Annotated in this window: 9 protein-coding genes; 7 read left to right on the top strand and 2 right to left on the bottom strand. The window is 71.2% G+C overall.

Annotated features, from left to right (window positions below; translation table 11 throughout):
- Nucleotides 1-87: 87 nt before the first annotated feature.
- Nucleotides 88-1,086 (bottom strand): aldo/keto reductase, encoded by a 999-nt coding sequence (locus ACIRPX_RS15410; protein WP_404193768.1) that lies wholly within the window; start codon nt 1,084-1,086, stop codon nt 88-90.
- A 75-nt stretch (nt 1,087-1,161) separates the two neighbouring features.
- Between ACIRPX_RS15410 and ACIRPX_RS15415 the strand changes: the two genes are divergently transcribed.
- The 6 genes from ACIRPX_RS15415 to serA all read left to right on the top strand — a co-directional run bounded on the left by ACIRPX_RS15415 (nt 1,162) and on the right by serA (nt 11,232).
- Nucleotides 1,162-2,112: a 2-hydroxyacid dehydrogenase gene (locus ACIRPX_RS15415; RefSeq protein WP_404193771.1), complete on the top strand. Its 951-nt coding sequence runs from the start codon at nt 1,162-1,164 to the stop codon at nt 2,110-2,112.
- Nucleotides 2,113-2,562: 450 nt separating this feature from the next.
- Nucleotides 2,563-5,583 (top strand): EAL domain-containing protein, encoded by a 3,021-nt coding sequence (locus ACIRPX_RS15420; RefSeq protein ID WP_404193774.1) that lies wholly within the window; start codon nt 2,563-2,565, stop codon nt 5,581-5,583.
- A 236-nt stretch (nt 5,584-5,819) separates the two neighbouring features.
- Nucleotides 5,820-7,700 carry an acetolactate synthase large subunit gene (locus tag ACIRPX_RS15425; protein WP_404193777.1) on the top strand — a complete coding sequence of 627 codons (1,881 nt, stop codon included), beginning with the start codon at nt 5,820-5,822 and terminating at the stop codon, nt 7,698-7,700.
- 22 nt (nt 7,701-7,722) lie between these two features.
- Nucleotides 7,723-8,247, top strand: a complete 525-nt coding sequence (ilvN, locus tag ACIRPX_RS15430; protein WP_361274090.1) for an acetolactate synthase small subunit — start codon at nt 7,723-7,725, stop codon at nt 8,245-8,247.
- A gap of 118 nt (nt 8,248-8,365) precedes the next feature.
- Nucleotides 8,366-9,364 carry a ketol-acid reductoisomerase gene (gene ilvC, locus ACIRPX_RS15435; RefSeq protein WP_404193780.1) on the top strand — a complete coding sequence of 333 codons (999 nt, stop codon included), beginning with the start codon at nt 8,366-8,368 and terminating at the stop codon, nt 9,362-9,364.
- A gap of 278 nt (nt 9,365-9,642) precedes the next feature.
- Nucleotides 9,643-11,232, top strand: coding sequence for a phosphoglycerate dehydrogenase (serA, locus tag ACIRPX_RS15440; protein ID WP_404193783.1), 1,590 nt, complete (start codon nt 9,643-9,645; stop codon nt 11,230-11,232).
- Nucleotides 11,233-11,293: 61 nt separating this feature from the next.
- On the opposite strand, the gene ACIRPX_RS15445 is transcribed toward serA, so the two are convergent.
- Nucleotides 11,294-12,811: an MFS transporter gene (locus tag ACIRPX_RS15445; RefSeq protein WP_404193785.1), complete on the bottom strand. Its 1,518-nt coding sequence runs from the start codon at nt 12,809-12,811 to the stop codon at nt 11,294-11,296.
- A 97-nt stretch (nt 12,812-12,908) separates the two neighbouring features.
- Here ACIRPX_RS15445 and ACIRPX_RS15450 point away from each other — a divergent pair, with 97 nt between their 5' ends.
- A complete protein-coding gene (locus ACIRPX_RS15450; RefSeq protein ID WP_404193787.1) occupies nt 12,909-13,502 on the top strand; it encodes a TetR/AcrR family transcriptional regulator in 594 nt (197 codons plus the stop codon).

Raw genomic sequence — 13,502 nt, forward strand, 5'->3', positions numbered from 1 at the left:
GGTTCGGCAGGTCCTTCTTGTCATACACCGCTCGCGCCCCGCGGGTTCCCGATCGACCGATCCCGTTCCGGGACCTCCCGGGGCCCTTCAGTCCCAGGATCCCCGAGCCCCCGGCAGCCCCGCGACCTCCGCGAGGTCGTCCGGCGTCAGCCGCAGCGCCGCGGACGCGGCGTTCTGGGCCGCCCAGCGTTCCTGCTTGGTGCCCGGGACCGGGACGACGTGGCGGCCCTGGGACAGGACCCAGGCCAGGGCGACCTGGGCCGGGGTGACCTCGGCGCCGTGGCGGGCGGCGATGCGGCGCAGCCCCACCACGATGGGCTGGTTCGCGGCCATCATCTCCGCGGTGAAGCGGGGGTGGCGGGCGCGGACGTCGTCCGGTTCGAAGCCCTCGCCGGGCGTGAGCGTGCCGGTCAGGAAGCCGTTGCCGAGCGGCATCGCGGCCAGCAGGCCGACCCCGCGCGCCTCGCACCACGGCAGCAGCGACTCGAGCGCCTCCGGCGACCACACCGACAGCTCGGCCTCCACCGCGCTCACCGGGAACACCTGCTGCACCCGCTTCAGCTGCCTGATCGTCGCGTCGTGCAGCCGGGTGCCCGAGCGCCGGCCGCCGCGCGCACCGACCGCGCACAGTCCCAACGCCCGTACCTTTCCCGCCCGGACGAGCTCCGCCATCGCGCCCCAGGTCTCCTCGACGGGCACCTCGGGGTCCTCGCGGTGCAGTTGGTAGAGGTCGATGACGTCGGTCTGCAGACGCCGGAGCGACGCGTCGCAGGCACGTTTCACATAGCCGGGGCGGCCGTTGGCCACGACGTGCTGCTCGCCCACCAGCAGCCCCACCTTCGTCGAGACGAAGGCGTCCGCGCGCCGCTCCTTCAGCACCCGCCCCACCAGCAGCTCGTTGGTGAAGGGGCCGTACATGTCGGCGGTGTCCAGGAGCGTCGAACCGGCGTCGAGTGCCCGGTGCACCGCCCTGAGCGATGCGTCACCGCGCTGCCGCGATCCGCTGTACGCCCAGCTCATCGGCATGCACCCGAGGCCGACGGCCCCCACCTCGAGCGCCCCCGCGCCGATCGTCCTGCGCTCCACCTGCTCGTGACCCTCCCTCGCCAGGCTCCCCAACCTAACCTCTGCGCCGGCGCGGGCCTGACATAGCCTCCTGACATGACTGCTGACGTGTGGCTTCCCATCCCGCCGGACACCATCGAGGGGCTGCCGGAGGGGCCGCGATACCGCTTCTGGGACGGCGCCGACGCGTTCCCCGCCGACCCGGCCGACTGCGCGTACTACGTCGTCCCCTACATGAAGCCCGCCGAGGTGGGCGTGCGCCCCCTGCCCGAGTTGAGCGGCGTGCGGGTGGTGCAGACCCTGTCGGCCGGCATCGACAGCCTGGAGCCCGGCCTGAAGCATCTGCGTCCCGGTGTGCAGGTGTGCAACGCGCGCGGGGTGCACGAGGCGAGCACCGCAGAGCTCGCGCTCACCCTGATCCTCGCCTCGCTGCGCGGCGTCCCCGACTTCGTGCGCGCACAGGAACGCGGCGAGTGGTGCGGCGGGTTCCGGCCGGCCCTCGCGGACAAGAACGTGCTCATCGTGGGCTACGGCTCGATCGGTTCCGCCATCGAGGAGCGGCTCGTTCCGTTCGAGGTGGCGCGGGTCGCGCGCGTCGCGCGCTCTGCCCGCACGACGGCGCGCGGGCCCGTGCATCCGCTCACCGAACTGCCCGCCCTGCTCGCGGAGGCCGACGTCGTCGTCCTGATCACGCCCCTGAACGACACCACCCGGCACCTGGTCGGCGCCGACTTCCTCGCGCGCATGAAGGACGGCGCCCTGCTGGTGAACGTCTCCCGCGGCGCGGTCGTCGACACCAAGGCCCTGCTCGCGGAGGTGGAGACCGGCCGCATCAGCGCCGCCCTCGACGTCACCGACCCCGAGCCCCTGCCCCGCGAACACCCGCTGTGGCGCGCGCCCGGCGTCCTCATCAGCCCCCACGTCGGCGGCCCCACGTCCGCCTTCCTGCCCCGCGCCAAGCGGCTCCTCGCGGACCAGTTGACCCGCTTCGTGAACCGGAAGCCGTTGCGCAACGTGATCCTTACGACAGGTACGACCAGCGCGTGACACCGCGGCTTCCGCGCGGCTCGCGCGTGACCCGCGCGACCGGCGCAGCAGGCGCGTAGTCCGCTTCCGGCACCCTCCGCAATCCTCCGGACGCGGTCCGTGCCCGTATTCCCGCTGGTCGTCACGGAGCGTAGAGGAACTATGTCCCTGAGTGACGAGACTGGTGTATCGTCCGGAGCAGGGGCTGCGCCGTGCACCGTTCGGCGCCGGGGATGGACATTGCAGACTGTGAGGGGGGCGACGGGCGATGCACGGCCTATGGACGAGCGATCCGACGCGACGGGGCCGCCGATGGCGACCCTGGCGTACGGCCGCGTGCAGACGCGGTCACCGCGGCAGTCACGGCTGCCGTCACAGCCACCACCTCGAGCAGGACGACCGCCGCAGGCATGGACATCCCGCCCCCCGGGGCCCGTGGGACCCGGGAGCGGAGCGGACCGGGAGGGCCCGGTGAGCCCGCCGCTGCCTGCGCCGACCACCTTCGAAGGAGCGCTGCGGGCGCAGCCTTCGCCAGGGCCGCTGCTGCCCCGTCCGCCGTCCCTCGGCGGCCGGCCCGGCCTGGTCCATCAACTTGCCCTGGCCCTGGTCTGCGCGGGATACGCCGTCGGTTCCGCGCTCGACTGGGGTTCCGGAGAAGTCGCGCTGATCATGGGTGATTTCGGGCTGGCCGCCGCCGCGGCGACCGCCGCCGTGTCGCTCTTCCTGTACGCCCGCAGCCGCCGCATCCGCTTTCGACCCGCCTGGCTGCTGTTCGCCCTCTCCTCGGCGATGGCGGCCCTGGGCAACGCGGTCTGGGGATGGTACGAGGTCGTCCTGGGCGAGCAGGTGCCCACCCCCAGCTACGCCGACCTGTTCTTCCTGTGCTTCGCGCCACCCGCGATCGTGGGTCTGCTGGTGCTCGCCAAGCGCCCGGTGACGAAGGCGGGTTGGGTCTGCCTGGCGCTCGACGCCTGGCTGATCGGCGGCTCGCTGCTCACGCTGTCGTGGAGCCTCGCGCTCGCCCAGGCGGCCAAGTTCGACGGGCCGAGCGTGGCGCACACCGCGCTGTCCCTGGCGTATCCGCTGCTCGACATCGCTCTGGTCAGCATGGTGCTCGCACTGCACTTCCGGCGCTCGGCGGTCAACCGCACCGCGGTCAACACCGCCATCGGCGCGCTGGCGCTCACGGTGATGTGCGATGCCCTGTTCACCTCGCCCCTGCTGCACAACAACTACCACTCGGGCCAGCTGCTCGACGCGGGCTGGTTCGCCGGCTCGCTGCTCCTCGCCTACGCCCCCTGGGCCGCGCCCCGGCCGGGGCAGCCGCCCGCGGAGGACGAGGGGCACACGCGCGTGGTGCGCGAGCACCTGCCGGGCCCGCACGGCGGCACCCACCAGCACCACACGGCGCCGCAGCAGGGCGAGCACACCCGCTACCCGGCCGCCCGGCCCATCGCGGGCTCCCTGGCCGCCCTCACGCCCTATCTCGCCGCCGCCGTCTGCACCCTGGGGATTCTCTACAACGTCCTCAACGGCCGCAGCGTCGACCGCGTGGTGCTCCTGACGGGCGGCACGGTCGTGCTCGCGCTCGTGGTGCGCCAGGGCATCATGCTGCTCGACAACATCACCCTCACCCAGGAGCTGGCGCAGAAGGAGAACCACTTCCGCTCCCTGGTGCAGGGCTCCAGCGACGTCATCATGATCGCCGCGCCCAGCGGCATCCTCAGGTACGTCTCCCCGGCCGCCGCCGGGGTCTACGGACGTCCGGCGGAGGAGCTGGTGGGCACGGAACTGGCCAATCTCATCCACCCGGAGGATCTGGGCCGGGTGGTGCACGAGGTGCGCCGCTTCCTCGCCGCCAGCCCGCTGGAGGAACCCACCACGCGCATCGAGTGCCGCTTCCGGTCCGGAGGCGCAGGCACCTCCCGCTCGGGCGAGACCGAGAGCGCGGGAGGCTGGCTCAACGTCGAGTCGACCGTCAACCGTCACCACGGCGGCCTCATCTTCAACAGCCGGGACGTGACCGAACGGGTACGCCTCCAGGCGCAGTTGCAGCACAATGCCGAGCACGACCCGCTCACCGACCTGCCCAACCGCGCCCTGTTCACCCGGCGCGTCCAGCAGGCCCTGTCCGGCCGCCGCACCAGCGACCGGGGCACGGCCGTGCTCTTCATCGACCTCGACGGCTTCAAGGCCGTCAACGACACGATCGGGCACCAGGCCGGGGACGAGCTGCTCGTCCAGGCCGCCCGCAGACTCGAGGACGCGGTCCGGAAGGGGGACACCGCCTCCCGGCTCGGCGGTGACGAGTTCGCGGCCCTGATCGTGGGGGACGGCACCCGTGACCGCTCCGCGCGCGAACGGCACATCCTGGAGCTCGCCGACCGGCTCAGGCACACGCTGTCACAGCCCTACGTCATCGACGGCAACGATGTCCGGGTGGCCGCCTCCATCGGTGTCGCCTTCGCCGAACCGGGCCTCGGAGCGGGCGAGTTGCTGCGCAACGCCGACCTGGCGATGTACCGCGCCAAGGCGGCCGGCAAGGGCCGCGTCGAGCTGTACGCCCCGCAGATGCAGCAGGACGTCGTACGCAAGGCGGAGCTGGCCACGCGCCTGCGGGCCGCACTGCACGACGGCGAGTTCGCGCTGCTGCACCAGCCCGTCGTCGGCCTGGAGGACGGCCGGATCGCGTCGGTCGAGGCCCAGGCGCGCTGGCGCTCCTCGCAGGGCGTGCTGTTCACCCCCGCCGAGTTCCTGCGCGTCGCCGAGGACAGCGACCGCACCGCCGAGCTGGGCCGCTGGATGCTGGAGGAGGCGGTCGAGCAGGCCGCCGAGCGCACCGCGACGGGCCTTGCCGTGCCCGTGGCGGTCCGCGTCAGCGCCCGGCGGCTGCTGGACCGGTCGATGCCGCTCGGCTCGGTCGAGGCTCTGCTGACCCGGCACGGACTGCCGTCCGGATCGCTGGTGATCGAGCTGACCGACGCCGATCCGCGGATCTCCCTGGACGAGCTGGAGCGGAGACTGGGCGCCCTGCGCAGGCTCGGCGTCCGGATCGCCCTGGACGGGTTCGGCAGCGGCCACGCGGCGATCACGGCGCTGCGCAGACTCCCCGTCGACGTGCTGAAGCTCGATCGCAGCCTGGTCGAGGGCGTCGTCGAGTCCGCGCGGCTGCACAAGATCACCAGTGGGCTGCTGCGGATCGCGACCGACCTGGGGCTGCAGTCGGTGGCCGACGGGGTGGACCTGCCCGAGCAGGTGGTCGCGCTGCGCGCGATGGGCTGCACGCACGGGCAGGGCATGGCATTCTCCGGTCCGCTGGACGAGTACCGGCTGCGCCGGGCGCTCGCTTCCGGCCATTTTCCGGTGCCGCACGGCCCGATCGAGCCCGCTTTCGCGGGTGGCGGAGCGGGGGCGTACTCCGGCGGTGTCGCCGTCATGGGAGGCGGAAGCGCCCTCCGCTCACATCATGAGACTCCCGTCCCACCCACTTGACACGTGGTGCGTGCCGGGGGGAGGGTCAGTGCCATGCGCACCCGAATTCTCGTACTTGGAAAGCGCGTCGGCTGAGCTGGTGATGTCCGGATCGAACCGGAACTCCCAGCGACCACACCCGGCGCGCTCCCCTCGCTTGCCTTATGGCACGAGGGGTTTTTTGTTGCACAGGTGACCCCCGTGCAGCGCCCGAACACCGCACAAACCTCGCAAAAACCCTCAGCATCGAGAAGAGAATGCCGATGACCGAGCAGGCCACCGGGGCCCACCATCCGCAGCCGCGGCCCCGTTCCGGAGGACAGCAGTCCGCACCCGAGCACGTCACGGGCGCGAAGTCCCTCATCCGCTCTCTCGAGGAGGTCGGGGCCGACACGGTATTCGGCATTCCCGGCGGTGCGATCCTTCCCGCGTACGACCCGATGATGGACTCCACCCGGGTGCGCCACGTCCTGGTCCGGCACGAGCAGGGCGCCGGTCACGCGGCCACGGGGTACGCGCAGGCCACCGGCAAGGTCGGCGTCTGCATGGCGACCTCCGGCCCCGGCGCGACCAACCTGGTGACGCCGATCGCGGACGCGCACATGGACTCGGTGCCGCTCGTGGCGATCACCGGCCAGGTCGCGTCCAAGGCGATCGGCACGGACGCCTTCCAGGAGGCGGACATCGTCGGCATCACGATGCCGATCACCAAGCACAACTTCCTGGTCACCAAGGCGGAGGACATCCCGCGCGTCATCGCGCAGGCCTTCCACATCGCCTCCACCGGCCGCCCGGGCCCGGTCCTGGTCGACATCGCGAAGGACGCGCTGCAGGCGCAGACGACCTTCTCCTGGCCGCCCGTGATGGACCTGCCCGGCTACCGCCCGGTGACCAAGCCGCACGCCAAGCAGATCCGCGAGGCCGCGAAGCTGATCACCTCCGCCAGGCGGCCCGTCCTCTACGTCGGCGGCGGTGTCATCAAGGCACACGCCACCGCGGAGCTCAAGGTTCTCGCCGAGCTCACCGGAGCGCCCGTCACCACCACCCTGATGGCGCTCGGCGCATTCCCCGACAGCCACCCGCTGCACGTGGGAATGCCGGGCATGCACGGTGCGGTCACCGCCGTCACCGCGCTGCAGAAGGCCGACCTGATCGTCGCCCTCGGAGCCCGTTTCGACGACCGCGTCACCGGCAAGCTGGACAGCTTCGCCCCGTACGCGAAGATCGTCCACGCCGACATCGACCCGGCGGAGATCGGCAAGAACCGCGCCGCGGACGTGCCGATCGTCGGGGACGCCCGCGAGGTGCTGGCCGACCTGATCCAGGCCGTCCAGAAGGAGCACAGCGAGGGCAACCAGGGCGACTACAGCGCCTGGTGGAAGGACCTGTCCCGGTGGCGGGACACCTACCCGCTCGGCTACGACCAGCCCGAGGACGGCTCGCTGTCCCCGCAGCAGGTCATCGAGCGCATCGGCCAACTCGCCCCGGACGGCACGATCTTCGCGGCGGGCGTCGGCCAGCACCAGATGTGGGCCGCGCACTTCGTCCAGTACGAGAAGCCCGCGACCTGGCTGAACTCCGGCGGCGCCGGGACGATGGGCTACGCGGTCCCGGCCGCGATGGGCGCCAAGGCCGGCGCGCCGGACCAGGCGGTCTGGGCGATCGACGGCGACGGCTGCTTCCAGATGACCAATCAGGAGCTCACCACCTGCGCCCTGAACAACATCCCGATCAAGGTCGCCATCATCAACAACGGCGCCCTCGGGATGGTCCGCCAGTGGCAGACCCTCTTCTACAACCAGCGCTACTCCAACACCGTGCTGCACTCCGGCCCGGCCGAGGTGAACAGCGGCTCCGCCGTGGGGTCCGGCAGGCAGCCGAGCGCCGGCACGCGCGTGCCGGACTTCGTGAAGCTGTCGGAGGCGATGGGCTGCCACGCGATCCGCTGCGAGTCCCCCGACGACCTGGACAAGGTCATCGAGGAGGCGAACTCCATCAACGACCGCCCGGTCGTCGTCGACTTCATCGTCCACGAGGACGCGATGGTCTGGCCGATGGTCGCCGCCGGCACCTCGAACGACACGATCATGGCCGCCCGGGACGTCCGCCCCGACTTCGGCGACAACGAAGACGACTGAGCGAGAGAGACGTAAAAAGACCATGTCCAAGCACACGCTCTCCGTCCTGGTGGAGAACACCCCGGGCATCCTGGCCCGGATCGCCGCCCTGTTCTCCCGCCGCGGCTTCAACATCGACTCGCTCGCGGTCGGCGTCACCGAGCACCCCGACATCTCCCGCATCACCATCGTCGTGGGCGTCGAGGACCTGCCGCTGGAGCAGGTGACCAAGCAGCTCAACAAGCTCGTCAACGTGCTGAAGATCGTCGAGCTGGAGCCGACGCAGGCCGTTCAGCGCGAACTCGTTCTGGTGAAGGTGCGTGCCGACAACGAGACACGCTCCCAGATCGTCGAGATCGTCCAGCTGTTCCGCGCCAAGACCGTCGACGTGTCCCCGGAGGCCGTGACGATCGAGGCCACCGGCAGCAGCGAGAAGCTGTCCGCCATGCTCAAGATGCTGGAGCCGTACGGCATCAAGGAGCTCGTCCAGTCCGGCACGATCGCGATCGGCCGCGGCGCCCGTTCGATCACGGACCGTTCGCTGCGGGCCCTCGACCGGTCGGCGTAGCGGTGGAACCGGGCGGCCGGGTGACCGCGGCCGCCCGTATACCGAGACCCCGAAACGTCCCTTCCGCCCGCCGTCATACGGTGGGACGCAACACCTGCACACAAGGAGAGAACCCAAAGTGGCCGAGCTGTTCTACGACGCCGACGCCGACCTGTCCATCATCCAGGGCCGCAAGGTCGCGGTCATCGGTTACGGCAGCCAGGGCCACGCCCACGCGCTGTCGCTCCGTGACTCGGGTGTCGACGTGCGTGTCGGTCTGCACGAGGGCTCCAAGTCCAAGGCCAAGGCCGAGGAGCAGGGCCTGCGGGTGGTGACCCCGGCCGAGGCCGCCGCCGAGGCCGACGTCATCATGATCCTCGTCCCGGACCCGATCCAGGCCCAGGTCTACGAGGAGTCCATCGCCCCGAACCTGAAGGACGGCGACGCGCTGTTCTTCGGCCACGGCCTCAACATCCGCTTCGACTTCATCAAGCCCCCGGCGAACGTGGACGTCTGCATGGTCGCCCCGAAGGGCCCCGGCCACCTGGTGCGCCGTCAGTACGAGGAGGGCCGCGGCGTTCCGTGCATCGTGGCCGTCGAGCAGGACGCGACCGGAGGCGGCTTCGCGCTCGCGCTGTCGTACGCCAAGGGCATCGGCGGCACGCGCGCGGGCGTCATCAAGACGACCTTCACCGAGGAGACCGAGACCGACCTCTTCGGCGAGCAGGCCGTGCTGTGCGGCGGTACGGCCGCGCTGGTGAAGGCGGGCTTCGAGACGCTGACCGAGGCCGGCTACCAGCCGGAGATCGCGTACTTCGAGTGCCTGCACGAGCTGAAGCTGATCGTGGACCTCATGTACGAGGGCGGCCTGGAGAAGATGCGCTGGTCGATCTCCGAGACCGCCGAGTGGGGCGACTACGTCACCGGCCCGCGCATCATCACGGACGCCACCAAGGCCGAGATGAAGAAGGTCCTCGCGGAGATCCAGGACGGCACCTTCGCCCGTGAGTGGATGGCCGAGTACCACGGCGGTCTGAAGAAGTACAACGAGTACAAGACGCGGGACTCCGAGCACCTGCTGGAGACCACCGGCAAGCAGCTGCGCAAGCTGATGAGCTGGGTGAACGAGGAGGCGTAGACCTCCGACGGACGGGGCCGGAGCGGACTGCTCCGGCCCCTTTGTCCAACCCGTCGCATCACGGACGGGTGATCCTTCCGCGGAGGCGCAGGACGACCACCGCCGCGCCACTACACTGCCGTACTACATACGCGTCAGGCCCACAGCGTCGTGCGTCTTCCACGCGGCCCAGCGACACCGAGGAATCGCGAGCTACACCCGCCCTTCCCCGGCGCCGCTTCCCTCCACCGCCTGCGGCCGTCGGGACGGCCGTCCGCAATGGACTTGTGAGGACTCACGTGAGCTCGAAACCCGTCGTACTCATCGCCGAAGAGCTGTCGCCCGCCACCGTGGACGCGCTCGGCCCCGACTTCGAGATCCGGCACTGCAACGGAGCGGACCGAGCCGAACTGCTCCCGGCCATCGCCGACGTCGACGCCATCCTGATCCGCTCGGCCACCAAGGTCGACGCCGAGGCGATCGCCGCCGCCCGCAAGCTCAAGGTCGTCGCGCGAGCCGGCGTCGGCCTGGACAACGTCGACGTCTCCGCCGCCACCAAGGCCGGCGTGATGGTCGTCAACGCGCCGACCTCCAACATCGTGACCGCCGCCGAGCTCGCCTGCGGTCTCCTCATCGCCACCGCCCGCCACATCCCGCAGGCCAACGCCGCGCTGAAGAACGGCGAGTGGAAGCGCAGCAAGTACACGGGTGTGGAGCTCGCCGAGAAGACGCTCGGCGTCGTGGGCCTGGGCCGCATCGGCGCGCTCGTCGCCCAGCGCATGTCCGCCTTCGGCATGAAGGTCGTCGCCTACGACCCCTACATCCAGCCCGCGCGCGCCGCGCAGATGGGCGTGAAGGTGCTGTCGCTGGACGAGCTGCTCGAGGTCTCCGACTTCATCACCGTCCACCTGCCCAAGACCCCCGAGACCCTCGGCCTCATCGGCGAGGAGGCGCTGCGCAAGGTCAAGCCGAGCGTGCGCATCGTCAACGCCGCGCGCGGCGGGATCGTCGACGAGGAGGCGCTGTACTCGGCGCTGAAGGAGGGCCGCGTCGCCGGCGCCGGCCTGGACGTGTACGCCAAGGAGCCGTGCACGGACTCGCCGCTGTTCGAGTTCGACCAGGTCGTCTCCACCCCGCACCTCGGTGCCTCGACGGACGAGGCGCAGGAGAAGGCCGGTATCGCGGTGGCCCGGTCGGTGCGCCTCGCCCTCGCCGGTGAGCTGGTGCCGGACGCGGTGAACGTCCAGGGCGGCGTCATCGCCCAGGACGTCAAGCCGGGCCTGCCCCTCGCCGAGCGCCTCGGCCGGATCTTCACCGCGCTCGCGGGCGAGGTCGCGGCCCGCCTCGACGTCGAGGTGTACGGCGAGATCACCCAGCACGACGTGAAGGTGCTGGAGCTGTCCGCCCTCAAGGGCGTCTTCGAGGACGTCGTCGACGAGACGGTGTCGTACGTCAACGCCCCGCTGTTCGCGCAGGAGCGCGGCGTCGAGGTGCGGCTGACCACCAGCTCGGAGGCCACCGACCACCGCAACGTCGTCACCGTGCGCGGCACGCTCACCGACGGCGAGGAGGTGTCGGTCTCCGGCACGCTGGCCGGACCGAAGCACCTCCAGAAGATCGTGGCCGTGGGCGAGTACGACGTCGACCTGGCGCTCGCCGAGCACATGGTGGTGCTGCGGTACGAGGACCGCCCCGGTGTCGTCGGTACGGTGGGCCGCGTCTTCGGCGAGGCGGGCATCAACATCGCCGGTATGCAGGTCGCCCGTGCGGCGGCGGGCGGGGAGGCGCTGGCGATTCTCACCGTCGACGACACGGTGGCCTCCGGCGTGCTGGCCGAGGTCGCCGAGGAGATCGGGGCGACGTTCGCCCGCTCGGTCAACCTCGTCTGACACCGCGAAGAACGACACGCCGGACGGGCTGAAACAGCTCGTCCGGCGTTCGCCCGTGCCGCTACGTGTCGGCGACGTGGATCCCCCGCAGCGACCGCGCCGCCAGCAGCGCCGCTCCTGCGAGGAGTACCGCCCCCGCGATCGCCGCACCCCGCATGCCGCTGGTGAAGGCCTCGCGGGCCGCGGTGACCAGGGCGTCTCCCGTGCGCCCCGGGAGGTGGCCGGCGACGGCGAGGGCGCCGCCCAGGGTCTCGCGGGCCGCGTCCGGGGCCGTGGAGGGCATGTCGTGGCGGTAGACCGCCGTGCCGATCGAGCCGAGGACCGCCATGCCCAGGGCGCCGCCGAACTCCGCGCCGGTCTCCATCAGGGAGGCCGCGGAACCGGCCCGCTCGACGGGGGCGCTGCTCAGGGCGAGGTCGGTGATCTGGGAGATGACCACGACGATGCCGGAGGCGAGGACGCCGCACGCGGCCAGGACCAGCCAGAGGGCGTCGGTGTCCGCGAGGGCCAGCATCGCGTAGCCGGCGGCGGCGATCGTGAAGCCCGCCGTGACGACGTGGGCGCGGCCCACGCCCCCGCGGACCAGCGCGGTGGCCGCCGGGGCGGCCATGCCGATCGGCACCGAGGGGAGCAGCGCCCACAGGGCCGCCTCCATCGCGCTCTTGCCGAGCACCGACTGCAGGTACTGCGTGGTGAAGAAGGCGGAGCCCAGCATGCCGAACGAGGCGACGAGGTTGAGGACCACCGAGGGGGCGAAGCCGCGGCCGCGGAACAGCGCCGGGTCGATCATCGGTGAGGCGGTGGTGCGCTGGCGGTGGACGAAGAGGGCCGCGAAGAGCAGGCCGACGGTGATCGAGACGACGTACAGCGCGTGCCAGCCCTCGGACGGGATCTCCTTGAGGCCGTAGACGACGGGCAGTACGGCGGCCATCGACAGCGGGACGCTCGGCCAGTCGAAGCGGCCCGGGCGCGGGTCCCTGGACTCGGGGAGCAGGAACGGGCCCAGGAGCAGCAGCAGTGCCATCGCGGGCAGGTTGACCAGGAAGACCGAGCCCCACCAGAAGTACTGGACCAGGACGCCGCTCATGACCGAGCCGAGCGCGATGCCGGCCGTCATCACGCCGGACCACAGGCCGATCGCCTTCGCGCGCTGGCCGGGGTCGGTGAACATCGTGCGGAGCAGCGCCATCGTCGACGGCATCAGGGTCGCGCCACCGATGCCGAGCACCGCGCGGGCCGCTATCAGCGTCCCGGCGCTGTTCGCGTAGGCGGCGACCAGGGAGGCGGTGCCGAACGCGGCGGCGCCGGCCAGGAGCAGCCGGCGGCGTCCGACGCGGTCGCCGAGCGAGCCCATCGTCATCAGCAGGCCGGCCAGGACGAAGGCGTAGATGTCGAAGATCCACAGCTGCTGGGTGCCGCTGGGCGCCAGGTCCGCGCTGATCGCCGGGATGGCGAAGTACAGGACCGAGACGTCCATCGAGACCAGCAGCAGCGGGAGCATCAGCACGCCCAGTGCGGTCCATTCGCGGCGCCCGGCGAGCCGGGCCGGGGCGGTGGTGGTGCGCGTCGGGTTCGTCATGCCAGTGACTGTACGAGCGTATTAAACACTTGTCTAGAACGATCGTATAAGTCATGCGTATAGGACGGCTGTATGGATCGGCGGTAGGGTGGCGGCCATGGGACACCGTGAGGATCTGCTCGAGGGCGCCAGGCGCTGCCTGCTTCAGAAGGGGTTCGTGCGGACGACCGCGCGGGACATCGTCAAGGAGTCGGGGACGAACCTGGCCTCCATCGGCTACCACTACGGGTCGAAGGACGCGCTGCTGGTGCAGGCCTACGTCTCGCTGATCGAGGGGCTCGGCGACAGCTTCGACCCGGGCCGGGGCGGCACGGAGGGCGGGGCGACGGCCCCGCCCGGATCGCTGGAGCGCTTCCAGGAGGTGTGGGCGAACATCATCCGCTCGGTCCCGGCCTCCCGGGGCATCTGGCTGCTGAGCTTCGAACTCATCCTGCAGGGCGACCGGTTGCCCGAGGTGCGCAAGCTGCTGGCCGCGGCCCAGGAGGAGGGGCGCTCGGGCATCGTGCCGCTGTTCAACGGCGTGCCCGAGGAGGAGCTGGACAAGGACACCGTCGACACGGAAGGCCGCTTCTACCAGACCCTGCTCAACGGGCTGATGGTCCAGTGGCTCTTCGACCCCGGCACCGCGACCGACGCGGCGCAGCTCACCGAGGGGCTGCGCCGCGTGATCGAGGGCGCCGGGAACGGCTGA

The sequence above is a fragment of the Streptomyces sp. NPDC101225 genome (assembly GCF_044767585.1).
Taxonomy (GTDB): Bacteria; Actinomycetota; Actinomycetes; order Streptomycetales; family Streptomycetaceae; genus Streptomyces.

Bases quoted from the DNA above. Each gene is read 5' to 3' on its own strand.
- ACIRPX_RS15415 (WP_404193771.1), top strand. From the start codon at position 1,162: ATGACTGCTGACGTGTGGCTTCCCATCCCGCCGGACACCATCGAGGGG.
- ACIRPX_RS15450 (WP_404193787.1), top strand. From the start codon at position 12,909: ATGGGACACCGTGAGGATCTGCTCGAGGGCGCCAGGCGCTGCCTGCTT.
- ilvN (WP_361274090.1), top strand. From the start codon at position 7,723: ATGTCCAAGCACACGCTCTCCGTCCTGGTGGAGAACACCCCGGGCATC.
- ACIRPX_RS15425 (WP_404193777.1), top strand. From the start codon at position 5,820: ATGCCGATGACCGAGCAGGCCACCGGGGCCCACCATCCGCAGCCGCGG.
- ACIRPX_RS15445 (WP_404193785.1), bottom strand. From the start codon at position 12,811: ATGACGAACCCGACGCGCACCACCACCGCCCCGGCCCGGCTCGCCGGG.